Genomic DNA, 22,667 nt, shown 5'->3' with positions numbered 1-22,667 from the left:
TCGCTTAGTGCCGGAAGTGGCGCATATTGGTGAAGACCATGGCAAGGCCCGCTTCATCCGCTGCCGCGATCACCTCGTCGTCCCGCATGGAGCCGCCGGGCTGGATCAGCGCCGTGGCACCGGCCTCTGCCGCCGTGATAAGACCGTCGGCAAAGGGGAAGAACGCATCGGAGGCCACGACCGAGCCTTGGGTCAGCGGCGCTTCGATGTCCATTACCTCGGCCATATCTTGCGCCTTGCGCGCGGCGATGCGGGTGCTGTCCACCCGGCTCATCTGGCCTGCGCCAACGCCGACTGTGGCACCGTCTTTGACGTAGATGATGGCGTTGGATTTGACGTGTTTCGCCACGGTCCAAGCGAACAGCATGTCGTCGAGTTCTTGATCCGACGGCTTGCGCTTGGTCACGACCTTGAGGTCATCGCGGCTGACGCGGCCCACGTCTTTGTCCTGCACAAGGAACCCGCCCGAGACCTGACGCACGGCCAAAGCAGCGGCGGCAGGGTCGGCCAGACCTTCGGTGGTCAGCAGACGCAGGTTCTTCTTGGCGGCGAAGATGCGTTTGGCGTCCTCATCCGCGCCCGGTGCGATGACAACCTCGGTAAAGATCGCAGCAATGGCTTCGGCAGTCGGGCCATCGAGCGGTTGGTTCAACGCGATGATGCCGCCGAAAGCCGAGGTGCGGTCGCAGTCAAAAGCGCGCTTGTAGGCCTCCAGCATCGTCTCGCCCCGCGCCACGCCGCAGGGGTTGGCGTGTTTGATGATCGCGCAGGCGGGGCCGTCCTTGGGGTCAAATTCACTGACCAGCGCAAAGGCCGCGTCGGTGTCGTTGATGTTGTTGTAGGACAACTCCTTGCCCTGATGCTGCACGGCGTTCGCCAGACCCGGCGCGGTGGAGCCGTCAGTGTAGAACGCCGCCTGCTGGTGCGGGTTCTCACCATAGCGCAGGGTTTGCGCCAGCGTGCCGCCAAAGGTGCGGCGGCGCGGGGTGACCTCGACCTGTTCGGCCATCCAAGTGCTGACGGCAGTGTCATAGGCGGCGGTGCGGGCATAGGCGGTTTGGGCCAAACGCTGGCGCAGCGCGTAAGATGTCTGGCCGTCGTTGGCCTCCATCTCTGCGATGACCTCGGCGTAGTCTTCGACATCCACCACGACGTTGACGAAACCGTGGTTCTTGGCTGCCGAACGGATCATCGCCGGGCCGCCGATGTCGATATTCTCGATCACCTCGCCGTATTCCGCGCCCTTGGCGACAGTTTCCTCGAAGGGGTAGAGGTTCACCACCACCAGATCGATCGCGCCAATGTTATGTTCGTTCATCGCGCCGACGTGTTCGTCATTGTCGCGCAGGGCCAGCAGACCGCCGTGGACCACCGGGTGCAGCGTTTTCACGCGCCCATCCATCATCTCGGGAAAGCCCGTCACATCGGCCACATCCAACACCTCAAGCCCCGCGTCACGCAGTGCTTTCGCGGTGCCGCCGGTGCTGAGCAGTTCCACGCCCCGCGCCGCCAAAGCTTTGCCAAGGTCCAAAAGACCGGTCTTGTCGGATACGGAAAGAAGCGCGCGTTTGATGGGATAGAGATCGGGCATGGGGCTGGTTCCTTGGTCAGTCTTCATCAGCATAGGGATCGTCGATCGACAAATCTCGCACGCCAATCGCAGTTTCCTGCGCTTTTGACAACGACCAGCGCACCCGTGTGGCATAGTTCATGGCATAGCCCGAGAGCACGATCTGCTGCGCGGCGCGCGGTTTAAGACGGGTTGTCTCTAGGTAAACCCCCGGTTCCAAAGACAGATTATGCGTGCCGTCATGGCGAAACACCCAAATCTCACCACTTTTCAGCGCCATTGAGATCGCAGCCCCGCCAAGGTCAACCGTGGCATCTACATCCGGGTGGAGGTGAAAACGGATGTCAAAGGGCACTCCTTTCAACCGTGTGGCATCCAGCATCTTGTCGAAACGCCGCTTCTCGGCATCCTCTATCGCCAGCAGCATATCTTCCCCCGACAGGCCGCGCCCGTCCGACGTCAGTTCAAGCCGCCGCGCATGGGTCAGCCCGTGGCTGCGCAGATAGGCGTCGTGCCCCCCTTCAAAGCGAAGCCCATCGGCGGCCTCTCCGATCTCAACGGGCACATGGCGCGGCCCGTGGATCAGCGCCTCTTCTCCCGTGTGGCGATCAGGCTCTGCCAGCCGCGCGCTGGAATAGCCCACCAGCGACAGCGCTGAATGCGACGGCGTGGCCCGCCCTGCCCGACGCCACTCCAGCCCAAAAGACGCGCCTGAGCCGCAGTTCACCACCAAGGGCCGCCGCCCCGAGGTCAGCTCGAACGCCAATGTCGAGGCATGGGCATTGCTCGATGCCGAGCCACCCGGCGGGGGTGCGGCATCGACAATCACGCTGGTGCGCCCCGCAGACAGCCGTGCATAGCCCATCGCCAGCCCATCGGGCTGCCGTGTCTTGACCTTGGCCGCCGCCAGCGCGTGATCCAGCCAGCCTTCCATACCGCGCCCACCGCCGTGGAACCGCGCCAAAGCGCCATCCGCATGGCGCAGGCTGCGCAGGGTGGGCGCGATACGCTCGATCGCAGTCAGATGTTCCTTTGGCGTGCTGCGGCCTGCATCGCTTAGCGCGGCAGCGGCCCATGTTAGCAGGGTAAACACGGCCAGCAATTCCTCGGGGTTGCGGGTGGGCAAACCGCCCTCGGCGTCGATCTGGCTGGCACATTCGCGCGCCAATGCCTTGATCGCCGGATCGGCCAGTTCCTCCAACCCTTCAAGCGATAGGCCCGCATAGATCAACCCGGTCAGCGCCTCGAACCGAGGCAATCCCGGCGCAGAGGCACGCCAGCGTTTCGACAAAAATCGGGTCTGTTGCTCTAGCGAACGGTAGAAAACATCGCTCTGCTCGGCCTCCGTGCCCCGCAACATGAAAAGCGCATGGTTGATCCAACGGATCAGCCGCCGCCCCGTCAGCGCCGGGGTCCAGCCCGGCCCCTGCCCGCGCCCGAAGCGGTTGATCCAATCCCAAAGCCAATCCTGCGCCGCTGTCCGCGCCCGCGCGTCGCCCACTGCGGCAAGGTCATCCAACCATGCAAATCCATGCAGTTCCGCCGCAAAGACGTGATCTGGCGGGGCCAGTTCCCACATCGCGGTCTGCGGCGCGGTTAAAAGGCTGCCAGCAAAAAGGTAATTGCCCGCGATCAACTGCCGCCCCCGTGCAAAAGAACCAATGGTGCGCGGCTCGGGCGAAGACACAAAACCTGTCGCCCGTCCGCGCCCACGAGTCGCGCGCCACGCGTGCCAGCGGTTCAAGAACCGCGCCCTTCGGGCCATGACGCTGGAAAGATTAATCATATCAAGCTGCCCCTGACGCTCTGATGGCGTTTGACGGGAGCATAGCCCCCGCGCCGTGATGAGTCACCGAATTTTCCCCATACGCCGGGCAATCGGCGGGGAACGGTCCCTTGCCAGCGCGGCCGCGCCTTGCCTAAAAGATAGTCGTCCCAAGCGGAGCACGCAGATGATCGCCAGCCTGATGATGTACCTGCGGCCAGAGACCGCCGAGGCCCATGGCCGCTATTGGGCGCTGATCAGCGGAGAACTTGCCGCGCGGGGCATCGCAGCGCCTGAAACACTGAACAACAAAGCAGAGGAATTTACAGTTTGGAATGCGCCGGACCTGATTCTCTCGCAAACCTGCGGGATGCCTTACCGTCTGTGGCTGCACGACCATGTTACGTTGATCGGTACGCCTGACTTTGCCGTCGCAGGCTGCCCGCCGGGGTATTACAGCAGCGTTTTTGTGATCCGTGCCGATGATCCCCGTGAAACAATTTCCGAATTTCGCGCGGCGCGGTTCACCTACAACCAGTCATTTTCACAGTCTGGATATGCCGCTGCTTACACGCATTGCAGTGCAGAGGGGTTCTGGTTCAAGGACCGCTCACAAAGCCATGGTCACCGCAACTCTGCCCAGACCGTCGCAGATGGGCGCGCGGATATCGCAGCACTTGATGCGGTGTCATGGCGATTGATCCAGCGCTACGATCCCTTCGCCAGCCACCTGCGGGTGCTAGAGCGCACCACACCAACACCCGGCCTGCCCTATATCGCGGCGGCGGGGGCGAATCGTATCGCGACTTTTGCAGCGGTCAGCCAAGCCATCGCGCGGCTTATGCCTGAAGATATCGAAACGCTGGGCATCAGGGGTTTGGTAGACATCCCAAGCGCGGCATATCTTGCCGTGCCGTCACCGCCGATCGGCGCGTGACGCTTAACCTTTGCGCAAACAGGCGATGTAGAACCCGTCCATGCCGCCTTTGTCAGCCCAGAAATCAGGGCACAGACGCAACCCGCCCTCTTCGGTGATCCACTCTGCGTTGACCCCGGCCACGTCCAGCGCGGCGCGGTCAACGGTCATGTCACCATGCCGTTCCAGTGCCTCATCGACCTGCACTTCGCCCTCGTCGGGCAGCAGGCTGCAGGTACAGAACACCAGCCGCCCGCCCGGTTTCAGCAGGCTCCATGCGTGGTCGATCAGTTCGGATTGCAACTCGATCAGGTCCCCGAATTCCGAGCCGTCCTTAGCATGGGGCAGGTCGGGGTGGCGGCGGATGGTACCGGTGGCAGAGCACGGCGCGTCGAGCAGGATCGCATCGAACGCGCCCTCTACGGCACGGGCGTCCTTGGTGAGCGTCTTGGCCTTGAGCCCCACGCGGGCAAGGTTTTCCTTCACCCGCTGCATCCGGGAATGGGACTGGTCGACGGCAGTGACAACGGCCCCAGCGGCGGCGAGTTGCATGGTTTTGCCCCCCGGCGCGGCACAGAGGTCCAGCACGGTCTCGCCTTCTTTCGGAGCCAGCACCCCCACCGGGATCGCAGCGGCGGCATCCTGCACCCACCAGTCACCTTCGGCAAAACCCGGCATGGTGGAAACCTGCCCGGCATCCGTCACCCGAACCGAGCCGGTCGGCAAAAGCGTGCCGCCCACGGCCTCGGCCAAGGCGGCAGGGTCGCCCTTAGCGGTCAGATCCAGCGGTGCGCCCGCAAAATGCGCCTCTTCCATCGCGGCGATGGCGTCCGTCCCCCAAGCCTCGGCCAGTGGACCGCGCAGCCATTTGGGCAAGCGCGGTGCGCGCAGGGCGCCCCATGCTTCGGGGCCCTGCGCGGCGATCTTACGCAAGACGGCGTTGGTCAGACCCTTGAGGTGGCTCAGCGTGCGGTGCTGGGACACGAGATTGACCATCGTGTTCACGACCCCATGCGCCGCGCCGCCCTGACAAAGCTCCACCGTACCGACACGCAGCACGTTGCGCACGGTCAACGGCGGGGCCTTTTGCAGATGTTTTTGCAACAGCCGGTCGGCACGCTCCAACCCGCGCAGCGTGTCCTGTGCCAGACGTTGTGCCCGCGCCCGGTCATCGGGGGGCAGCTTGTCCAACGCGCCGGAGGCGAGCAGTTCCGACATCAGACGTGGCTCTTCGCCCAAAATCTGATCCAGCAGATATACCGCGCTTCTGCGGGCCTGAACGCCTGTGTCTGCCATGATCTTATCCTATCTGGGTCTTGCTTCGGGGGTTGCCGGGTTGTCTGGGCCAGCGCGCGGCGTATATCAAGGGAGAACTTGGCTCAAGAGGACCATGATGCCCGATCAACGCCCTATTCCCGACAGTAGACCCGGCCCTGACCCAACTCCAAGCCCCGCGCCGGACCTGCCCCCGCAGCCCAAACCGGGGCCAAAGCCGATCCCGGACACGCCGCATGACCCAACACCGGCCCCCGGCCCGGACCTGCCCGCCGCCGCGCAACGCGCCTTGGCCGAAGCCGCCGCACGGCGCGAGGCCGCCGCAGCACTGGACCTGCCCGCCGAACTCGGCGGGCGCGATGGGCCAGAGCCGGTGCGCTATGGTGATTGGGAGAAAAAGGGCATCGCTGTCGATTTCTAAGTGGCCTTAGCGCAGGGTCAGAACCGCCGATTCACCCGCACCCTTGTCGGAGGTGAAGCGGATTTTCGCGCCATCGCGCATGACCACTTGGCAGTTATAGCCCAGATCCTTGCCGCCCCAAACCAGCGTCCGACAGAAGAAACCGTCTTTCCACGTCCAAGTGCCCGTGACCTCCCAAACCGCGCCTTTGCCGGAGATGGCTCCGCCAGAGGCCACCCGCAGATCGACGAGCGGGCGGGTCAGCCTTTTGCCATTCACCGCCGCGACGAAGTCGGATTTGCTTTGAATACGGGCATATTCCGCCGCCGCGGGCAGGGCGCTCAGCGCCAGCACCGCTGACGCGGCGAGTGCAAAGATAAACCTCATCGAAACCTCCCATCAGTGAATTGCATTCGGCATTCACGTAGCTCACGCGGGTAAAGTTTCAGATAATCTGCGCTATTATGAGGTTTTCAGGCCCAGGACATCCAGCATGTCATATTCGCCCGGCGCCTGCCCCTGCCCCCAAAGCGCTGCCTTGAGCGCGCCCCGCGCAAAAAGAGCCCGGTCAGAGGCGATGTGGCGCAAAATGATCCGCTCGCCAGCGGCGGCGAACATCACATCATGTTCCCCCACGACGTCACCGCCCCGGATCGCGGTGAAACCGATGTCACCCTTCTTCCGTGCGCCAGTGATGCCATCGCGGCCCCTATCGGAGACATCAGCGAGTTTCACGCCCCGCCCCTCGGCGGCAGCTTCGCCCAACATCAAAGCGGTGCCTGACGGTGCGTCGACCTTTTGATTGTGATGCGCCTCAATGATCTCAATGTCGTAGTCAACATCCAGCGCGGCGGCGACCTGACGGGTCAACTGTGTCAGCAGGTTCACCCCAAGGCTCATGTTGCCCGCGCGGACGATGATGGCCCCCTGCTCGGCCGCCGGGGCAAGCTGCGCGATCTCCTTATCGGTCATACCGGTGGTGCCGATGACATGCACGATCCCGGCCTTCGCGGCCTCGGCAGCAAAGGCGATCGTGGCCTGTGGCGCGGTGAAATCGATCACGGCTTGCACCTTGGCAAACGCCTCAGCGGCATCATCGGTCACGATGACGCCCAGCGCCGCACCGCCCATCGCTTCGCCCACGTCGCGCCCCACCCAGTCTTGACCGGGACGCTCCACCGCCGCGGCCAGATGCATCTTGTCGCTGGCGGTGATCTCACGGATCAACATCTGGCCCATGCGGCCAGAGGCGCCGGTAACGGCGATGCCGGGGGTCTGTGTCATGGGGGTGTCTCCTGCAGTTCGGGGGCATGAATGGCTCGGCTGGTTTAGCCCTTCGGCGAGCGCTTGGCAAAGTGCAACCGAAGCCTTAGATGGGGTTCATGGCAAAGAACAAGTTTCATGAGGGCGCAGGCCCGTCGCAACGACAACTCCGCGTGGGCGAAACCGTCCGCCGCGCCTTGTCTGATGTACTCGCACGCGGGGACGTGCATGACACCGACCTCAACCGTCTGTCGATCACCGTGGGAGAGGTGCGCATCTCGCCCGATCTCAAGATCGCCACGGCCTATGTGCTGCCACTGGGTGGTGAAGGTCAAGATGAGGTGCTCAAGCTGCTGGCGCGCAATAAGAACGAATTGCGCCGACAGGTGGCTAAGAAACTCACGCTCAAGTTTTCCCCCGATCTGCGGTTCCAATTGGATCGCACATTCGACCGGATGGACGACACGCGCCGGATGTTGAACCAAGACGTGGTGCGCCGCGATGCGGACGCGCCAGACGATGACGCTGCCGACAGCGCGCCGGATCAGTGATCCGGGCCGGTTTGATCGCATTGGCGCTGATCGCGCTGAAAGGCACGCCTTCGGACGCTGCCGAATGTCGCAACATCACGTTTGACGGCAGTTCCTATACTATTTGCGAAGTTGATCTGGACCGTGACGATCTGCGGCTCTTTCTTAACGATGACGCAGGCGCGCCCTATGGGTTCTTCGGATCGCTTGATGAGGCCTTGAAGGCGCAGGGCTTGCGGCTGGGCTTTGCGATGAACGCGGGCATGTACCACGAGGACCGCTCTCCGGTCGGGCATTACGTCGAAGAAGGCGTCGAGGCGCGCGGCGTGATCGACAGCGCGGGGCCCGGCAACTTTGGCCTGCTGCCCAATGGCGTCTTCTGCCTGCGTGATGGCCGCGCCGATGTGATTGAGACCAAGCGTTACCTCAAGAACAAACCTGACTGCCGCTTTGCCACGCAATCAGGGCCAATGCTGGTGATCGACGGGGCGCTGCATCCGCGATTCTTACCCAACAGCACCTCGCGCTATATCCGCAACGGCGTTGGCACCACGGCAGATGGAAAACGCGCGGTTTTCGCGATTTCTAATGACGTGGTAACCTTTCATGAGTTTGCCCGGCTCTACCGGGATGAGCTGGACCTGCCTAACGCGCTGTATTTCGACGGCAATATCTCCCGTCTGCGCGCGCCGGGACTGCGCCGCACCGGGGCGGGCTTCACCACGCTGGGGCCGATCATCGGCATCGTCACGCCTGCAAAGTGACTTTTCCCCGGCGCTAGGGCTGGGCAGCGGCGCGCGGCTCCGTTAGAGGGCAGCACCACAAAAGCGAAGGGGCAAGACATGGCACGCAAACGCAAGGGTCGCGATATTTCAGGTTGGCTGGTTGTAGACAAACCCGCCGGGCCGACATCGACCGCCGTGGTCAACAAGGTTCGCTGGGCGCTCGAAGCCAAGAAGGCGGGCCACGCAGGCACCCTTGACCCCGAAGCGACCGGTGTTCTGGCCATCGCCTTGGGCGAAGCGACCAAGACCGTGCCCTATATCACCGACGCGCTCAAAGCCTATGAGTTCACCGTGCGTCTGGGCATTGCCACCAACACCGACGATGCCGAAGGCGAGGTCATCGGCACCTCCGATTTGCGCCCCGACGATGCAGCCATCAAGGACGCGCTGAGCGATTTCATCGGGGACATCCAGCAGGTGCCGCCGCAGTTCTCTGCCGTGAAGATCGACGGCCAGCGCGCCTATAAACGCGCCCGCGATGGCGAAGAGATGGACATCGCCGCCCGCCCGCTTTGGGTAGAAAGCCTGCTGCTGCTCGACCGGCCCGACGCCGATCACGTCACGCTTGAAATGGTCTGCGGCAAGGGCGGCTATGTCCGCTCCATTGCCCGCGATCTTGGGCAGAAGCTTGGTTGCCTCGGTCATGTCCGCGAACTGCGCCGCACGTGGTCCGGCCCGTTTGAGGCGGCGAATGCCCTGACACTGGCACAGATCGACGAGATCGCACGAACGCCAGAACTCGACACGCATCTGCTGCCGCTGGCCGAAGGATTGGTTGAGTTGCCGGAGGTCAAAGCCACCCCCGAAGGCGCGACGCGTCTGCGCAACGGCAACCCCGGCATGGTGATCGCCCATGACGTGGAATACGGCGATGAATGCTGGGCCTCCCTCGACGGCCGGCCCGTGGCCGTGGGCCGCTTCAAGGCGGGCGAATTGCACCCCAGCCGGGTGTTTAACCTATCCTCGGACACGAACGAGGGCTGAATGCCCCTCATCACCCGCAGCCATACCAAGGGCGATGCGCCCTCAACGGCGATCTATTCCCCTTGTGAGCAGTATCGCTACAGCCTCACACGGATCTGGGACAGCGCTGCGCCGCGGGTGATGTTTGTCATGCTGAACCCCTCCACCGCGACGGAGGTGCAGAACGACCCCACCGTCGAGCGTTGTGAGCGCCGCGCGAGGGTGCTGGGCTTTGGCGGTTTCCGGGTGACCAATATCTTTGCATGGCGCGCCACCGATCCGCGCGACATGCGCGCGGCTGTCGACCCCATCGGCCCCGACAACGACGCCACGCTGGTCGAAGGGGCCGATTGGGCCGACCAGATCATCGCCGCTTGGGGCGTGCATGGTGCCCATCTGGACCGGGGCCTTAGCGTCGCCGCACAGTTGGCGGCGGGGGCCAAACCGCTCTACCACCTTGGACTCTCCAAGGCCGGGCATCCGCGCCACCCCCTCTACCTGCCCTACACACAAGAGCCGGTTTTGTGGCAACCCTAGCGCCCCGCGCTGGCAGGCATTCGTTAACCACTTTCCCGCTATTCCTTTGATTTTACAGCCACAGCGTGCCCTTCTAAGGGCGGGATGATGTGTGGGGCATCAAGCAATGAACGGGTGGAACTGCGCATGTTGTGGCTGGCTGGTGTGATGGGTCTGATGGCGGTCAGCGCTGTCACTTTCGTTGAAATCGAAACGCCGCCCGATGATGATGTTCCAGAAGGTGACACTCCGCGCAGCCCCAACACCGTCGGAGACATCCTGTCGGGCAGCGATGGCGGAGAGACGGTGCAGGGAGGCACGGGCGACGACCAACTTGGCGGCTACGGCGGGAATGATCTGATCCATGGCGCCGCCGGCGATGATGATCTGCAGGGCCATGATGGCAACGACACGCTGTACGGCGATGATGGCGACGACAGCCTGCACGGCAATGACGGAGATGATGACCTTTTCGGCGGCGCAGGGAACGACAGCCTCTTTGGCCATAATGACGATGACTTCCTCTATGGCGGTGCGGGCGATGACGCGCTGCAAGGCTCTGCGGGCGATGACGCGCTGCAAGGCTCTGCGGGTGATGACGTGCTGCATGGCGAAGCTGGGAGTGACGCGCTGCAAGGCGGGCTTGGCGATGATGCGCTGCGCGGCGGCGCGGGCGAGGATACGCTCTTTGGCGGCTGGGGGGATGACACGCTTACTGGGGCGGATGACCTGCAAAGCCGCGATTACCTGAACGGTGGCGGCGGGGATGACCTGATCGTAGCGGGGGCCGGGGACGTGGTGACATCCGGCGAGGGCACGGATCGGATCGTAATGGGCGACTGGATCGGCAGCGGCGGTGCCGCGCAGATTACAGACTACCACGCACAGGATGATTCGCTGCTTTTTGTCTGGGATGACAGCGCCGCAGCCGGGGCGGAACCGCCGCTCGCGATCCTGCCCGACCCCGATCTGCCGGGCCAATCGCTGGTTATGCTTGATGATATTATCGTTGCACGGGTTGCCGGGGACAGTGTTGCGCTTGACGATATTGCCCTGATCCCGCTCAGCGCGGCCTTTAACCTTGGCTTTGCGGCATAACGCATCTGACAATTTGGCATAAATCACCCTTTGCCAAAGGCGCAAATTCCTCCTATACGCCCCCATCGCCTGCTGATTCCGTCAGCGGGTGATATCTCCATGGGCCTGAGCTGGACGACATCCCGGCCTGCGCCATCCATTTAAACTCTTTTCGAAAGGAGACCCCGATGTCGATTACTGCTGAAGAAAAAGCAAAAGTCATGAAAGATTTCGGCACCAAAGAAGGCGATACAGGTTCGCCCGAAGTACAGGTTGCCATTCTGACCTCGCGCATCGTCACGCTGACCGAGCACTTCAAGACCCACAAAAAAGACAACCACGGCCGCCGTGGTCTTTTGAAAATGGTCGCGACGCGCCGCAAGCTGCTGGATTACGTTAAGGCCAAAGATGAGTCCCGTTATCAGGACCTGATCAAGCGCCTCGGCCTGCGCCGCTAATTGCGGACAGCCCGCCGGGTTTCCCGGTGACAGGACGACCCAAACCTCCCGGCCCGCGCCGGGAGGTTTTTTGTTGCGCGCAGGTCAGCGCAGAGCGCAACGGAGAGAAGCCGCCGCTCACAGCCCCGCCACGATAGAACGCTTCCCATTTACCTTGAAAACCTGTATGCCCGCGCAATCTGAAATCCGGCGCGCGGACTCCTGCGCCTGAAAAAGAAGATACCGGAGTCAGGGGCAATACGGCCCCTATGCAATGGCCAATGGGCCAAAAAGGAAACGTAGATGTTTAATGTAACGAAAAAATCGATCCAGTGGGGCGAAGAGACGCTGACACTGGAAACCGGTAAGGTTGCCCGTCAGGCGGACGGGTCGGTGATTGCCACGCTGGGCGAAACCAGCGTTATGGCCAACGTGACGTACGCACGTCAGCAAAAGCCGGGCCAGGATTTCTTCCCCCTGACCGTGCACTACCAAGAGAAATACTATGCCGCCGGTAAAGTACCGGGTGGCTTCTTCAAGCGTGAGGCCCGCCCCACCGAGAAAGAAACCCTGACCGCGCGTCTGATCGACCGTCCGATCCGCCCGCTCTTTGTCCCCGGTTTCAAAAACGAAGTTCTGGTGATGTGCACCGTGCTGAGCCACGATCTGGTGAACGACCCCGATATGGTCGCCATGATCGCCGCCTCCGCCGCATTGACCATCTCCGGCGCGCCCTTCATGGGTCCGATCGCGGGCTGCCGCGTGGGCTATGAGGATGGCGATTACATCCTGAACCCAACAATCGACGACATGCAGGACCTGCGCCTGAACCCCGAGCAGCGCCTCGATCTGGTTGTCGCCGGCACCAAAGACGCCGTGATGATGGTCGAATCTGAAGCCTATGAGCTGTCGGAAGAGGAAATGCTGGGCGCCGTTAAGTTCGCCCACGACCAGATCCAGCCGGTCATCGACCTGATCATCGATCTGGCCGAAGACGCAGCGAAAGAGCCGTTCGACTTCCAGCCCGACGATTACTCGGACCTGTCCGCCGCTGTGAAAGCCGCTGGCGAAGACGAAATGCGCGCTGCATTCGCTATCGCCGACAAGCAAGAGCGCACCGCCGCTGTTGCCGCCGCCCGCGAGACGATCAAAGGCAAGCTCACCGAAGAGCAGCTTGAGGACAAGAACCTCGGTTCCGCGATGAAAGGCCTTGAGGCCAGCATCCTGCGCGGCGACGTGGTGAAAACCGGCAAGCGTATCGATGGCCGTCGCACTGACGAAATCCGCGACATCGTGGCAGAAACCGGCATCCTGCCGCGGACCCACGGCTCGGCGCTCTTCACCCGTGGTGAAACCCAAGGTCTGGTCGTGACCACGCTCGGCACCGGCGACGATGAGCAGTTCATCGACGCGCTGCACGGCAACTTCAAATCGAACTTCCTGCTGCACTATAACTTCCCCCCCTACTCGGTTGGTGAAGTTGGTCGCGTGGGCCCTCCCGGCCGCCGCGAAGTTGGCCACGGTAAGCTCGCTTGGCGTGCTCTGCAGGCGGTTCTGCCCGCAGCGACAGACTTCCCCTACACCATCCGTCTCGTGTCCGAGATCACCGAATCCAACGGCTCGTCCTCCATGGCATCCGTCTGCGGTGGTTCGCTCTCGATGATGGACGCAGGCGTGCCGCTGAAATCGGCTGTGGCCGGTGTGGCGATGGGTCTGATCCTCGAAGATGACGGCTCCTACGCGATCCTGTCGGACATCCTCGGTGACGAAGATCACCTCGGCGACATGGACTTCAAAGTGGCCGGTACCGAAGCGGGCATCACATCCCTGCAGATGGACATCAAGGTTGCAGGCATCACGCCCGAGATCATGGAAAAAGCCCTGGCTCAGGCCAAAGAAGGCCGTATCCACATCCTTGGCGAGATGAACAAAGCGATCTCGGGTGCCGCGGACTTCTCCGTCCACGCCCCGCGCATCGAGACCATGCAGATCCCCACCGACAAGATCCGTGAAGTGATCGGGTCCGGCGGTAAGGTCATCCGCGAGATCGTCGAAGTCTCCGGCGCCAAGGTCGACATCAACGACGAAGGCATCATCAAGATCGCAAGCGCCAATGGCGACGCCATCAAAAAGGCCTATGACATGATCTATTCGATCGTGGCAGAGCCCGAAGAAGGCGCCGTCTACACCGGCACCGTGGTCAAGATCGTCGATTTCGGCGCTTTCGTGAACTTCTTTGGCAAGCGCGACGGTCTGGTCCACGTGTCCCAGATCGAAAACCGCCGCCTGAACCACCCTTCGGACGTTCTGAAGGAAGGTCAGGAAGTGAAAGTGAAGCTGTTGGGCTTTGACGATCGCGGCAAGGTGCGCCTGTCGATGAAAGTCGTCGATCAGGAGACTGGTGAAGAGATCACTGCCGAGAAGAAAGAACCGGCAGAAGATTGATTAAAACCTGCTGCGGACCCTCCCCGGGGTCCGCAGCTTTTCCCGCAGGGCAGTACAAGACATGAGCGCAGAGAATCTGGTCACGATTTGCATCACCATGGGGCTGCGCCCCGATGTCCTGCAACAAACGCTCGAAAGCCTCGGCCCGGACCTGCGTAAGCTCCCCATCATTGGCATCAACGACTTTGGCGATGCCGAAACAAGCGCGGTCTTCGACCGTCTCTGCCCCCACGGCCAGCGCGTTGATCTGGGCAAACAGGTCGGACACCACCCCGCCGTTGACGCCATGTATGCCAAGGTGCGCACGCCTTATGTCTTTCACATGGAGGACGACTGGGAATTCACCCGCCACGATTTCTTAGATGACGCCCTGCGCCTTCTAGAGGCCCATCCCGATGTTTCCTCGGTCTGTTTCCGCGACACCGATAACTTCTTTATCGAAGACGCGGCCCGCGCCCAGATCGTCAATGAGGACTGTGCAGGCGTCTCCTACGCGCGCATGGATGCCCTTAGCCCTAAATGGTATGGCTATACGTTCAACCCGCATCTTGCCTCCCTCTCCCTCTGGAAAGAGGTTGGCGGCTTCAGCGGTTTCAAACGTGAAAGCCATATCTCGCGTCACCTGCGCAAACAGGGAAAATTTACCGCCTTTTTGAAACCCGGCGCCTGCCAACACATCGGGTTTGTCAGCGTCGCCCACAAACCACCCTCCGCCTTCAAACGGTTCAAGAACTGGCTGCGCGGTAGGCCCACCCCCAAAGCTTAACCCGTAAGAACCTGTCGCCGCTCCTCCGGGCCGACAGGAATGAGGTCAAATCCATGCCGCAGCGCCCTAAGGGATTCGTCATCAATCTCGCCGCCTCCCCCATGCGGCTGGACAGCGCGAAGGCCGAGTTGGACGGCGCGCAAATTGACCCGATCCGCGTAGACGCATTCGACGGGCGTGAAATCGACCTCGCGCAGTTCGCGCCCTATGATGATAACAAAGCCCGACGGTTCATGGGCCGGTCGATGACCCAAGGTGAGGTCGGATGCTACGTCTCCCACCAGCGCGCCGCCACAGCCTTTCTGGAAAGCGGCGATGAGATCGGCTTCGTTTTCGAAGATGATATCGCCCTACAGCCTGAGTTCAAAACCGCCGTGCCGAAACTGATAGAATGGCTTCGCGCCCGCGACGATTGGCACTGCGTCAACTTGGGCGCAACGCGCTTGAAAATCACCAGTCCCATGGCAGAGGTCGCAGGCATTGAAGTGCTCCGCGCCCACTATTTCCCCATGCTCGCCCATGCGCTGATCTGGAACCGCGCCGGAGCCAATGCCTTCCTTGCCGCCTCCGAGCCTATTTTCTGCCCCGCGGACAATATGTTAAGACAAGTCCTCACACGTTCCGACATGGGGTTGGCAACCGCCCAAAGCCTCGTCACCGCTGGCCGGTTCGACAGTGACATTTCCGCCCGCTCAGGCGGCAACCGGGGTCAGTTCCGCCGGTCGCCGCTCTATGGCCTGCGCAAACAGCGCCGCTTGCTGCATGAAAAAGCGATGGCCTTCGCACATAAGCTCGGCCATCGCTGACAGCGCATCAGCCCGGCAGCTTGGCCTTACGCAGATAGGGCAACACAGTATCGAAAGCCCCGAACTTCGCCTTGGCGTCCTCGTCTGACACGGTCGCGGGAATGATTACATCCTCGCCCACCTGCCAATCCGCTGGCGTTGCCACGCCATTCTTGCCAGCAGTCTGCAACCCATCCAGCGCCCGCAGCACCTCGGCAAAGTTACGGCCGACATTCATTGGATAGGTCATGCTCAGCTTCAACTGCTTATCCGGCGAAATGATAAAGACCGAGCGCACCGTGGCACTGTCATTGGGCGTGCGGCCATCAGGCATATAGGCTTCGGCGGGCAGCATATCAAAGGCCTTCGACACCTCCAGCCCTGCGTCAGCGATAATCGGGAAACCGGCCTTGGTGCCCGCAACCTTCTCAATATCGCCCTTCCATTTCTTATGCTCTTCAACCCCATCGACACTGACGCCAATCACCTTCGTGCCGCGCTTCTCCCATTCATCGGAAAGCCGCGCCACGGCACCGAACTCGGTCGTGCAAACGGGGGTGAAATCCTTCGGATGCGAGAACAGGATCGCCCAGCTGTCACCGACGAACTCATGCAGCGAAAAACTGCCCTGATCGGTTTCGACGGTAAGGTCGGGAATAGTGTCGTTGATACGCAAGCCCATGATATCCTCCGGGTCAATCTGTGAACAGATAGGCTAGAGGTAATCGCAAACCCCGCCATTTTCACCCCCCGATTGCCACAAAGCAAAACTTCACCGCAGCGCCACGGCCCCTTCCCCTTCATCCTTTCTTAAATACCGATCCCGCCCCCGCCTCACATCGCAAGGCTGGGCATTGAGCGCCCTCAGAACGGGGCCTTGGCCCGTACCTTGGTCGATGTCCCGCCTTGCGGATGGTTAAACCGCAACTCCTCACTATGCAGCATCAAGCGAGGAAAATCCCGCGCAGGCCCGGTAGCATAGAAAGGGTCGCCCAAGATCGGATGCCCAAGCGCCAGCATATGCACGCGAAGCTGGTGGCTGCGTCCGGTTTTTGGGAACAGGCGCATGCGGGAGGTTTCTCCATCAGTCTTGAGCATCTTCCAATCTGTTTGTGCGGGCTTGCCCGTTTCATGGCAGACCTTTTGCAAGGGCCGATTGGGCCAATCAACGATCAGCGGCAGATGGACCGTGCCGGACTTCTCTTCCGGCACGCCCCAGACCCTTGCAACATAGGTTTTCCGCGTCATGCGTTTTTCAAACTGCAGGCCAAGGTGGCGCTGCGCATGGGGCGTCATCGCAAAGATCATCACGCCCGAGGTGTCCCGATCCAACCTATGCACCAGCAGTGCCTCGGGAAAGACCGCCTGCACCCGCGCGATCAGGCAATCGGCCAGATGCTCGCCCTTGCCCGGCACGCTGAGCAGCCCCGAGGGTTTGTCGACCAGCAGCACTTCGGCGTCTTCATGCAGAATGACCAGCGGGTCCTGCGGCGGGTTATATTCGCTATCCATGGCTTCCCCTCGCAGATGCCGCCCCGCTGATCAAGCAATGCGCAGCCTTTAGGCGACAGCGGCGAAACTGTCTTTGAGGATCGCCGACAGCGCATCGGCATCCGCTTGGGTGAACGCATTTGGCTGATCGCTGTCGATGTCAAAGACCCCAAGCAATTCACCTGCCCCGTTCCAAACCGGCAGCACCAGTTCCGACCGAGTCGAGGATGCGCAGGCGATATGCCCGGGGAACGCATCGACATCCGCCACCAACTGCACCTCGCCCGTGCGGGCCGCAGCCCCGCAGACCCCACGCGAGAACGGAATCACCAGACAGCCGTGCCCGCCTTGATAGGGCCCGATTTTCAGCAATTCAGGCGCGGTCACGCGGTAGAAGCCCGTCCAATTAAAGCGGTCATCGGATTGATGCACCTCGCAGGCAATCGTGGCCATCAAGGCCACGGCGTCATCTTCGCCGTCGGTCAGGGCGGCGATGGTTTTGGCAAGGGTTTGGTAGTCGACTGTCATGGTGAAACTCTTATTGCAGACGGGAAAAGGGAGGCGGGCCGCCTCCCTTCGAATAGTTAAAGAAACGTGGATCAGGGACGCTCAATCGCGATGGCGGTACCTTCGCCGCCACCAATGCAGATCGCTGCGATACCGCGCTTCAACCCGCGCTTTTCCAGTGCGTTCAAGAGGGTCACCATGATCCGCGCCCCCGATGCACCGATGGGGTGGCCAAGCGCACAGGCGCCGCCGTTGACGTTCACGATATCATGCGACAGGTCCATCTCATGCATGAAGGCCAGCGGCACCACGGCGAAGGCTTCATTGACCTCCCACAGGTCCACGTCTTCTTTCTTCCAGCCGATCCGCTCCAGCAGTTTCTGCGCTGCGGGCACGGGGGCGGTGGTAAAAAGCCCCGGCGCTTGGGCATGGCTGGCGTGGCCGACGATCCGTGCACGGATATTCAGACCCTTGGCTTTGGCGCTGTCCTCATCCGCCAGAACCAAAGCCGCCGCCCCGTCTGAGATCGAAGATGAGTTTGCCGCCGTCACCGTGCCGCCCTCGCGGAACGCGGGCTTTAGCTGCGGGATCTTCTCGGGCCGGGCGCTGGCGGGCTGTTCGTCCGCGCTAACCGTGGTGCTGCCCTTGCGCGATGTCACCTCAACCGAGCTTATTTCATCGGCGAAAGCACCGCCTTCCTGCGCCTCAATCGCACGCGACAGCGACGCGAGTGCATAGTCGTCTTGGGTCTCACGGGTGAACTGGAACCGTTCGGCGCAATCCTCGGCAAAGGTGCCCATCAGGCGGCCCTTGTCATAGGCGTCTTCCAAGCCATCAAGGAACATATGGTCGATCACCTGCCCATGGCCCAGCCGCGCGCCGCCACGCATTTTCGGCAGCACATAGGGCGCGTTGGTCATGCTTTCCATGCCGCCCGCGACCATCACATCGGTATGGCCAAGCGCGATTTGGTCAAAGGCCATCATCGCCGCTTTCATGCCCGAGCCGCACATCTTGTTGAGCGTGGTGGCGGGCACTTCTTCGCCCAGACCTGCCTTGAAGCCCGCCTGACGCGCGGGCGCTTGGCCCTGACCTGCAGGCAATACGCAGCCCATCAGCACTTCCTGCACAGCACTTGGGTCCATCGCCCCCAAGGCCGCTTTGATCGCGCTGCCGCCTAACTCCGCGGCCGTAAGCCCTTCGAAAGCGCCCTGAAAGCCGCCCATTGGGGTTCTGGCTGCACCGGTTATCACGACATTGCGCATCACGTTCTCCTTAAGTTGGGCCGCATAACATGAGGTGAGGTTTTGCGGTTAATCACGTCTGGAAGTTTACAATCTTGAGCCATGTCTATGGAAGTTTCCGCAAGAAAAGAAGACCGCTTTTGCACGGTCAGCGTGCTCCACAAGCAGATCAACGCGGCTTTTAGCTGGCCTGATTGCCCCGTGATTACCCCCCTCCTTTGAGGCAGGGCGGTACGCATATTCCCCAAAACGGCCTCGCTGGGATCACAATTGCGCCTTGGTTGAGCGGCATGAACCTAGTTGTAGCTGCATATAGCTTCCCTCGGTGCCGCGTTTAATAGCCCCCACCCAGTACGCGGTGCCGAGGAACTTCTCCCAAATTTCACCTCGCATTGGCAGAACCAACATCACGGTCTAGGGTCGCGTTGACGTATATCAGCGAGAGGCACCCCATGCGCGATTTCCATCTTCCCGGCCGGTCGGCTGTTTTGGCAACCAATGGCATGTGCGCAACCTCACACCCGCTAGCCGCGCGGGCGGCGGTCGATATCCTTGGGCGTGGCGGCAATGCGATGGACGCGGCAATTGCTGGCGCGGTGCTGCTGGGCATTTGCGAACCACAGATGACCGGGATCGGTGGTGATTGTTTTGTGCTTTACTCCCCTCCGGGCAGTAAAGAGGTCCATGCGCTCAACGGCTCTGGTCGTGCGCCTGCTGGGCTGGATGCCGCCAAATTGCGGGACAAGGGCGAGACAACGGTGCCACTCCGCTCTGCCGATGCGGTGACCATTCCCACCGCCATTGACGCCTTCTGCCACCTGTCTGAGAGCGTGGGCAAGCTGGGGTTGGACGCCCTACTGGCCCCTGCGATCCACTATGCCGAGGCCGGTGTGCCCGTCGCCCCGCGCGTGGCCTTTGACTGGGCCACAGATGGCGGCACCTTGCAGGGCCGGGCACGCGACCACTTCTTGATTAATGGCAAAACGCCCCGCGTCGGTGACATTTTCCGCGCGCCGGGACAGGCCGAAGTGCTGCGCCGCGTTGCCGCTCAGGGGCGCGATGCGTTCTATAGCGGAGAGATCGCTGAAGACATGATTACCACGCTGCAAGCCGCAGGCGGCAGCCACAGCGCCGAAGATTTTGCGGCGGCCCGCGCCGAGGTCACGACGCCTGTGTCGGGCCATTACAAAGACCTCGAAGTGGTCGAGCATCCGCCCAACGGCCAAGGCGCCACCGCCCTTTTGCTGATGAACATCCTCAACCATTTCGACATCGCCGGAATGGACCCGCAAGGCGCCGAACGGCTGCATATTGAGGCTGAGGCCACCAAGCTTGCCTATGACGCGCGCAATCGCTTTCTGGCTGACCCGGATCATACGACGCGGTTGGACCACATGCTCGCGCCTGAAACAGCCCGCGCACTCGCAGCGCTAATTGATCCCAAACGCGCGATGGCCGCCGCCGCGCCGATCAGCGAGGCGGTGCATAAAGATACGATCTATATCACAGTGGTAGATGGCGACGGCATGTCGGTGTCGTTGATTTATTCGATCTTCCACGGCTTCGGCTCGGGGCTAGCCTCGGACAAGTTCGGCATCCTGCTGCAGAACCGCGGCGCAGGCTTCACGCTGGAAGAGGGTCACCCCAATGAACTGAAGGGCGGCAAGCGCCCGATGCATACCATCATCCCCGGCATGATCCGCGAGAATGGTCGCGTGACGATGCCCTTCGGCGTGATGGGCGGTGCATATCAACCCTGCGGCCATGCGCGCTTTGCGTCCAACCTCTCCGATTTCGGCATGGATGTGCAAAGCGCCATCGACGCGCCCCGCGCCTTTGCCGATGGGCATGTTATGAAGGTCGAGCGCGGCTTTGGCGATGACGTTCGCCAAAAGCTGAGCGACTTGGGGCATAAGGTTGAGATACCCGCCACCGCGATCGGCGGCGCGCAGGCCATCCGCATTCGCGAGGACGGCGTGCTTGAAGGGGCCAGTGACCCGCGCAAGGATGGCTGTGCTTTAGGGTATTGATTGGCGAAAGTCTGGCGGGCATCAGCCCGCCGGGCTCAGTTCATCTGAAAATGCAGCGGATAGGCGCCATCGGTGAAAGGGCCAAACAGATCGGGGATATCGGGGTGATCCACCGGCTCGCCCGAATAATCCGCGACGAGGTTTTGCTCGGACACATAAGCCACATAATAGCTCTGATCATTCTCGGCCAAGAGATGATAGAACGGCTGATCTTTCACCGGGCGGTTCTCTTCAGGGATCGACTCGTACCATTCTTCGGTATTGGCGAATTCCGGATCGACATCAAAAATCACGCCACGGAAGGGATGCTTCTTGTGACGGACGACCTGCCCGAGGTGATATTTTGCGCGCGTACGTATCATAACATGCTGCCCCTACCCCTCGACGGTAGCCCTTTCAAGGGGTTTGTCCAATCATGGCGATAGTTCATAGAGAAACAGACTGTGATCGGCGTACCGACAGCGGCCTTCGGGCGTTGGCACCCCCAAGGCGGTGTGCGATCAGCGCAATACCGCCAAGCCGCGCGGCCATCACGCTAATTTAGTGATGTGATGAGACACGGGAATCGGGTAAAGTCCTTGAAAAAAACGCACCTATAAAAAACGAGAGGCGAGAGGCAAATGAGCAAGCATCTTCGCGCAATGATTATCGTGCTGCTGGTTGCATCCTGCGGCGGTGGCCCCCAAACGGCCCCGCGCGATTTGGATAACGCCTGCACGATTCTGAAAGAGCGCCCCGATTATTTACGTGCATTCCGCGCGACCGAACGGAAATGGGGGGTGCCCATTCACGTGCAAATGGCCACCATCCACCAAGAAAGCAAATTCGTGGCCGACGCGCGGACGCCGTTCAAATACGTGCTGGGCGTGATCCCCATGGGCCGTCAATCCAGTGCCTTTGGCTATTCGCAAGCGCTTGACGCGACATGGGATGAGTATCTGAACTCCGAAGGCCGCCGCCGTGCGAAACGCGATGAAATCCGCGACGCGAGCGATTTCATGGGATGGTATATGAACCTGACGCGCGATCGGAACGGCGTTTCCCTGCATGACGCCCGGAACCAATACCTTGCCTATCACGAAGGCCACACCGGTTTTTCCCGGCAGAGCTACAACAGCAAGGCGTGGCTGGTTGGCGTCGCCGGCAAGGTCGATTCGCGCTCAAAGCTGTATGAACGTCAAATCGCCGGATGCCGCCTGCGCGGTTGGTAAATGCCCGCAGCCAGTTCTAAACGCAAAACGCCCCGGCTCATCGAACCGGGGCGTTTTTGTTTCTGCAGGGCCGCTTAGCGCTTGCTGCCAGCCCGTGCGCCTGCGGTGTCAAACAAGCTATTGGCGATATTGCCGCCGACCTGCATGTCACCCAGCACGACGGTTGTGGCACTGCCATTGCCGTCATTGATGATCCACTGGCGCAGTTGCACCGGGTTGCCGGTGAACTTCATCTGGATGTTACCATACTGCGGGTTCGCGGGGTCTTGGGCCGTGACCGTGGTGGCGGTGCCGTCATAGCTGTGACCGGTCACCATCTTGGCACGGCCCAGATCGACATTTTCCGCCAAGATGATCGACAGAGGGGTACGCGCCAGCGGATAGGTCTCTGCCGGTTGGTTGGATTTTTTGTCGTAGATCACAACCGTGTTCGCGCCCGCAATGACCAGCCCAGAATCGGGGGCGTTATATTCAAAACGTACCTTACCGGGGCGTTTGATATAGATCGTGCCCGAACTGATGGAGCCATCATCGTTGATCTGGGTGAAATCGCCCTTGGCGGTCCGAAGCTGGTTCAGATAGCCCGAAATCTCGCCCAGCGACAGTTGCTGCGCAGCCGCCGCGAGGGGGGCGGATACGGCCAAACCAATCGCCAGAATCGCAGAAGTAAGTTTACGCATGTTGTTCGTCC

24 protein-coding genes are annotated in these 22,667 nt (G+C 61.5%); 13 read left to right on the top strand and 11 right to left on the bottom strand.

Going from position 1 to position 22,667, the window contains the following annotated elements; genetic code table 11:
- Window positions 1-4: 4 nt before the first annotated feature.
- Window positions 5-1,591 (bottom strand): bifunctional phosphoribosylaminoimidazolecarboxamide formyltransferase/IMP cyclohydrolase, encoded by a 1,587-nt coding sequence (gene purH / locus BM229_RS12200; RefSeq protein WP_093927888.1) that lies wholly within the window; start codon window positions 1,589-1,591, stop codon window positions 5-7.
- Window positions 1,592-1,607: 16 nt separating this feature from the next.
- Window positions 1,608-3,356, bottom strand: a complete 1,749-nt coding sequence (locus BM229_RS12195; RefSeq protein ID WP_243262165.1) for a heparinase II/III family protein — start codon at window positions 3,354-3,356, stop codon at window positions 1,608-1,610.
- Window positions 3,357-3,522: 166 nt separating this feature from the next.
- Here BM229_RS12195 and BM229_RS12190 point away from each other — a divergent pair, with 166 nt between their 5' ends.
- The gene (locus BM229_RS12190) at window positions 3,523-4,272 is read left to right on the top strand and encodes a phosphate/phosphite/phosphonate ABC transporter substrate-binding protein (protein ID WP_093927887.1); all 750 of its coding nucleotides are present in this window, start codon (window positions 3,523-3,525) and stop codon (window positions 4,270-4,272) included.
- Between the two features lie 3 nt (window positions 4,273-4,275).
- On the opposite strand, the gene BM229_RS12185 is transcribed toward BM229_RS12190, so the two are convergent.
- Window positions 4,276-5,547, bottom strand: coding sequence for an RsmB/NOP family class I SAM-dependent RNA methyltransferase (locus tag BM229_RS12185; RefSeq protein WP_093927886.1), 1,272 nt, complete (start codon window positions 5,545-5,547; stop codon window positions 4,276-4,278).
- A gap of 97 nt (window positions 5,548-5,644) precedes the next feature.
- On the opposite strand from BM229_RS12185, the gene BM229_RS18430 reads away from it, so the two are divergent.
- Window positions 5,645-5,947, top strand: coding sequence for a DUF1674 domain-containing protein (locus tag BM229_RS18430; protein WP_269341648.1), 303 nt, complete (start codon window positions 5,645-5,647; stop codon window positions 5,945-5,947).
- Between the two features lie 6 nt (window positions 5,948-5,953).
- Here BM229_RS18430 and BM229_RS12175 read toward each other — a convergent pair whose 3' ends face one another.
- Both BM229_RS12175 and dapB read right to left on the bottom strand, forming a co-directional pair.
- Window positions 5,954-6,313: a dihydrodipicolinate reductase gene (locus BM229_RS12175; protein WP_093927885.1), complete on the bottom strand. Its 360-nt coding sequence runs from the start codon at window positions 6,311-6,313 to the stop codon at window positions 5,954-5,956.
- A gap of 75 nt (window positions 6,314-6,388) precedes the next feature.
- Window positions 6,389-7,210 (bottom strand): 4-hydroxy-tetrahydrodipicolinate reductase, encoded by an 822-nt coding sequence (gene dapB, locus BM229_RS12170; RefSeq protein ID WP_093927884.1) that lies wholly within the window; start codon window positions 7,208-7,210, stop codon window positions 6,389-6,391.
- Window positions 7,211-7,308: 98 nt separating this feature from the next.
- On the opposite strand from dapB, the gene rbfA reads away from it, so the two are divergent.
- The 9 genes from rbfA to BM229_RS12125 all read left to right on the top strand — a co-directional run bounded on the left by rbfA (window position 7,309) and on the right by BM229_RS12125 (window position 15,514).
- Window positions 7,309-7,740: a 30S ribosome-binding factor RbfA gene (rbfA, locus tag BM229_RS12165; protein WP_067626238.1), complete on the top strand. Its 432-nt coding sequence runs from the start codon at window positions 7,309-7,311 to the stop codon at window positions 7,738-7,740.
- Entirely contained in the window at window positions 7,737-8,483 is a 747-nt protein-coding gene (locus BM229_RS12160) for a phosphodiester glycosidase family protein (protein WP_093927883.1), read from the top strand. Before rbfA ends, BM229_RS12160 begins: the two co-directional genes overlap by 4 nt.
- A 78-nt stretch (window positions 8,484-8,561) precedes the next feature.
- Window positions 8,562-9,488, top strand: a complete 927-nt coding sequence (gene truB / locus BM229_RS12155) for a tRNA pseudouridine(55) synthase TruB (protein WP_093927882.1) — start codon at window positions 8,562-8,564, stop codon at window positions 9,486-9,488.
- Window positions 9,489-10,004, top strand: coding sequence for a DUF1643 domain-containing protein (locus BM229_RS12150; RefSeq protein WP_093927881.1), 516 nt, complete (start codon window positions 9,489-9,491; stop codon window positions 10,002-10,004).
- A gap of 87 nt (window positions 10,005-10,091) precedes the next feature.
- Window positions 10,092-11,081 (top strand): calcium-binding protein, encoded by a 990-nt coding sequence (locus BM229_RS12145; protein WP_244152165.1) that lies wholly within the window; start codon window positions 10,092-10,094, stop codon window positions 11,079-11,081.
- A gap of 167 nt (window positions 11,082-11,248) precedes the next feature.
- Entirely contained in the window at window positions 11,249-11,518 is a 270-nt protein-coding gene (gene rpsO / locus BM229_RS12140; RefSeq protein WP_067624299.1) for a 30S ribosomal protein S15, read from the top strand.
- 282 nt (window positions 11,519-11,800) lie between these two features.
- The gene (gene pnp, locus BM229_RS12135) at window positions 11,801-13,942 is read left to right on the top strand and encodes a polyribonucleotide nucleotidyltransferase (protein WP_093927880.1); all 2,142 of its coding nucleotides are present in this window, start codon (window positions 11,801-11,803) and stop codon (window positions 13,940-13,942) included.
- 61 nt (window positions 13,943-14,003) lie between these two features.
- Window positions 14,004-14,708: a glycosyltransferase gene (locus BM229_RS12130; RefSeq protein ID WP_093927879.1), complete on the top strand. Its 705-nt coding sequence runs from the start codon at window positions 14,004-14,006 to the stop codon at window positions 14,706-14,708.
- 53 nt (window positions 14,709-14,761) lie between these two features.
- Window positions 14,762-15,514, top strand: a complete 753-nt coding sequence (locus tag BM229_RS12125; protein WP_093927878.1) for a glycosyltransferase family 25 protein — start codon at window positions 14,762-14,764, stop codon at window positions 15,512-15,514.
- Between the two features lie 7 nt (window positions 15,515-15,521).
- Here the strand turns inward: BM229_RS12125 and BM229_RS12120 are convergent, their stop codons facing one another.
- The 4 genes from BM229_RS12120 to BM229_RS12105 all read right to left on the bottom strand — a co-directional run bounded on the left by BM229_RS12120 (window position 15,522) and on the right by BM229_RS12105 (window position 18,756).
- On the bottom strand, window positions 15,522-16,175 hold the full coding sequence (locus BM229_RS12120; protein WP_067624311.1) for a peroxiredoxin: 654 nt from the start codon (window positions 16,173-16,175) through the stop codon (window positions 15,522-15,524).
- A 182-nt stretch (window positions 16,176-16,357) separates the two neighbouring features.
- Window positions 16,358-17,005: an RluA family pseudouridine synthase gene (locus tag BM229_RS12115; protein WP_093927877.1), complete on the bottom strand. Its 648-nt coding sequence runs from the start codon at window positions 17,003-17,005 to the stop codon at window positions 16,358-16,360.
- A 48-nt stretch (window positions 17,006-17,053) separates the two neighbouring features.
- Entirely contained in the window at window positions 17,054-17,512 is a 459-nt protein-coding gene (locus BM229_RS12110) for a GAF domain-containing protein (protein ID WP_093927876.1), read from the bottom strand.
- Between the two features lie 71 nt (window positions 17,513-17,583).
- On the bottom strand, window positions 17,584-18,756 hold the full coding sequence (locus BM229_RS12105; RefSeq protein ID WP_093927875.1) for a thiolase family protein: 1,173 nt from the start codon (window positions 18,754-18,756) through the stop codon (window positions 17,584-17,586).
- Between the two features lie 431 nt (window positions 18,757-19,187).
- Between BM229_RS12105 and BM229_RS12100 the strand changes: the two genes are divergently transcribed.
- Complete coding sequence (locus BM229_RS12100; protein WP_093927874.1) at window positions 19,188-20,765, top strand: gamma-glutamyltransferase family protein; 1,578 nt, start codon at window positions 19,188-19,190, stop codon at window positions 20,763-20,765.
- 35 nt (window positions 20,766-20,800) lie between these two features.
- Here the strand turns inward: BM229_RS12100 and hspQ are convergent, their stop codons facing one another.
- Window positions 20,801-21,127, bottom strand: a complete 327-nt coding sequence (hspQ, locus tag BM229_RS12095; protein WP_093927873.1) for a heat shock protein HspQ — start codon at window positions 21,125-21,127, stop codon at window positions 20,801-20,803.
- 258 nt (window positions 21,128-21,385) lie between these two features.
- Here hspQ and BM229_RS12090 point away from each other — a divergent pair, with 258 nt between their 5' ends.
- Window positions 21,386-21,976, top strand: coding sequence for a transglycosylase SLT domain-containing protein (locus tag BM229_RS12090; RefSeq protein ID WP_093927872.1), 591 nt, complete (start codon window positions 21,386-21,388; stop codon window positions 21,974-21,976).
- A 74-nt stretch (window positions 21,977-22,050) separates the two neighbouring features.
- Here the strand turns inward: BM229_RS12090 and BM229_RS12085 are convergent, their stop codons facing one another.
- Window positions 22,051-22,656 (bottom strand): LolA family protein, encoded by a 606-nt coding sequence (locus BM229_RS12085; RefSeq protein WP_093927871.1) that lies wholly within the window; start codon window positions 22,654-22,656, stop codon window positions 22,051-22,053.
- Window positions 22,657-22,667: the final 11 nt, after the last annotated feature.

The organism is Sulfitobacter dubius, assembly GCF_900113435.1.
Lineage (GTDB): Bacteria > Pseudomonadota > Alphaproteobacteria > Rhodobacterales > Rhodobacteraceae > Sulfitobacter > Sulfitobacter dubius.
Note: the sequence above shows the minus strand (reverse complement) of the source record. Positions and strands in the feature narration are given on the sequence as shown.

Coding starts and splice junctions, on each gene's coding strand:
- purH (WP_093927888.1), bottom strand. CDS start 1,591: ATGCCCGATCTCTATCCCATCAAACGCGCGCTTCTTTCCGTATCCGAC.
- BM229_RS12195 (WP_243262165.1), bottom strand. CDS start 3,356: ATGATTAATCTTTCCAGCGTCATGGCCCGAAGGGCGCGGTTCTTGAAC.
- BM229_RS12190 (WP_093927887.1), top strand. CDS start 3,523: ATGATCGCCAGCCTGATGATGTACCTGCGGCCAGAGACCGCCGAGGCC.
- BM229_RS12185 (WP_093927886.1), bottom strand. CDS start 5,547: ATGGCAGACACAGGCGTTCAGGCCCGCAGAAGCGCGGTATATCTGCTG.
- BM229_RS18430 (WP_269341648.1), top strand. CDS start 5,645: ATGCCCGATCAACGCCCTATTCCCGACAGTAGACCCGGCCCTGACCCA.
- BM229_RS12175 (WP_093927885.1), bottom strand. CDS start 6,313: ATGAGGTTTATCTTTGCACTCGCCGCGTCAGCGGTGCTGGCGCTGAGC.
- dapB (WP_093927884.1), bottom strand. CDS start 7,210: ATGACACAGACCCCCGGCATCGCCGTTACCGGCGCCTCTGGCCGCATG.
- rbfA (WP_067626238.1), top strand. CDS start 7,309: ATGGCAAAGAACAAGTTTCATGAGGGCGCAGGCCCGTCGCAACGACAA.
- truB (WP_093927882.1), top strand. CDS start 8,562: ATGGCACGCAAACGCAAGGGTCGCGATATTTCAGGTTGGCTGGTTGTA.
- BM229_RS12150 (WP_093927881.1), top strand. CDS start 9,489: ATGCCCCTCATCACCCGCAGCCATACCAAGGGCGATGCGCCCTCAACG.
- BM229_RS12145 (WP_244152165.1), top strand. CDS start 10,092: ATGTGTGGGGCATCAAGCAATGAACGGGTGGAACTGCGCATGTTGTGG.
- rpsO (WP_067624299.1), top strand. CDS start 11,249: ATGTCGATTACTGCTGAAGAAAAAGCAAAAGTCATGAAAGATTTCGGC.
- pnp (WP_093927880.1), top strand. CDS start 11,801: ATGTTTAATGTAACGAAAAAATCGATCCAGTGGGGCGAAGAGACGCTG.
- BM229_RS12130 (WP_093927879.1), top strand. CDS start 14,004: ATGAGCGCAGAGAATCTGGTCACGATTTGCATCACCATGGGGCTGCGC.
- BM229_RS12125 (WP_093927878.1), top strand. CDS start 14,762: ATGCCGCAGCGCCCTAAGGGATTCGTCATCAATCTCGCCGCCTCCCCC.
- BM229_RS12120 (WP_067624311.1), bottom strand. CDS start 16,175: ATGGGCTTGCGTATCAACGACACTATTCCCGACCTTACCGTCGAAACC.
- BM229_RS12115 (WP_093927877.1), bottom strand. CDS start 17,005: ATGGATAGCGAATATAACCCGCCGCAGGACCCGCTGGTCATTCTGCAT.
- BM229_RS12110 (WP_093927876.1), bottom strand. CDS start 17,512: ATGACAGTCGACTACCAAACCCTTGCCAAAACCATCGCCGCCCTGACC.
- BM229_RS12105 (WP_093927875.1), bottom strand. CDS start 18,756: ATGCGCAATGTCGTGATAACCGGTGCAGCCAGAACCCCAATGGGCGGC.
- BM229_RS12100 (WP_093927874.1), top strand. CDS start 19,188: ATGCGCGATTTCCATCTTCCCGGCCGGTCGGCTGTTTTGGCAACCAAT.
- hspQ (WP_093927873.1), bottom strand. CDS start 21,127: ATGATACGTACGCGCGCAAAATATCACCTCGGGCAGGTCGTCCGTCAC.
- BM229_RS12090 (WP_093927872.1), top strand. CDS start 21,386: ATGAGCAAGCATCTTCGCGCAATGATTATCGTGCTGCTGGTTGCATCC.
- BM229_RS12085 (WP_093927871.1), bottom strand. CDS start 22,656: ATGCGTAAACTTACTTCTGCGATTCTGGCGATTGGTTTGGCCGTATCC.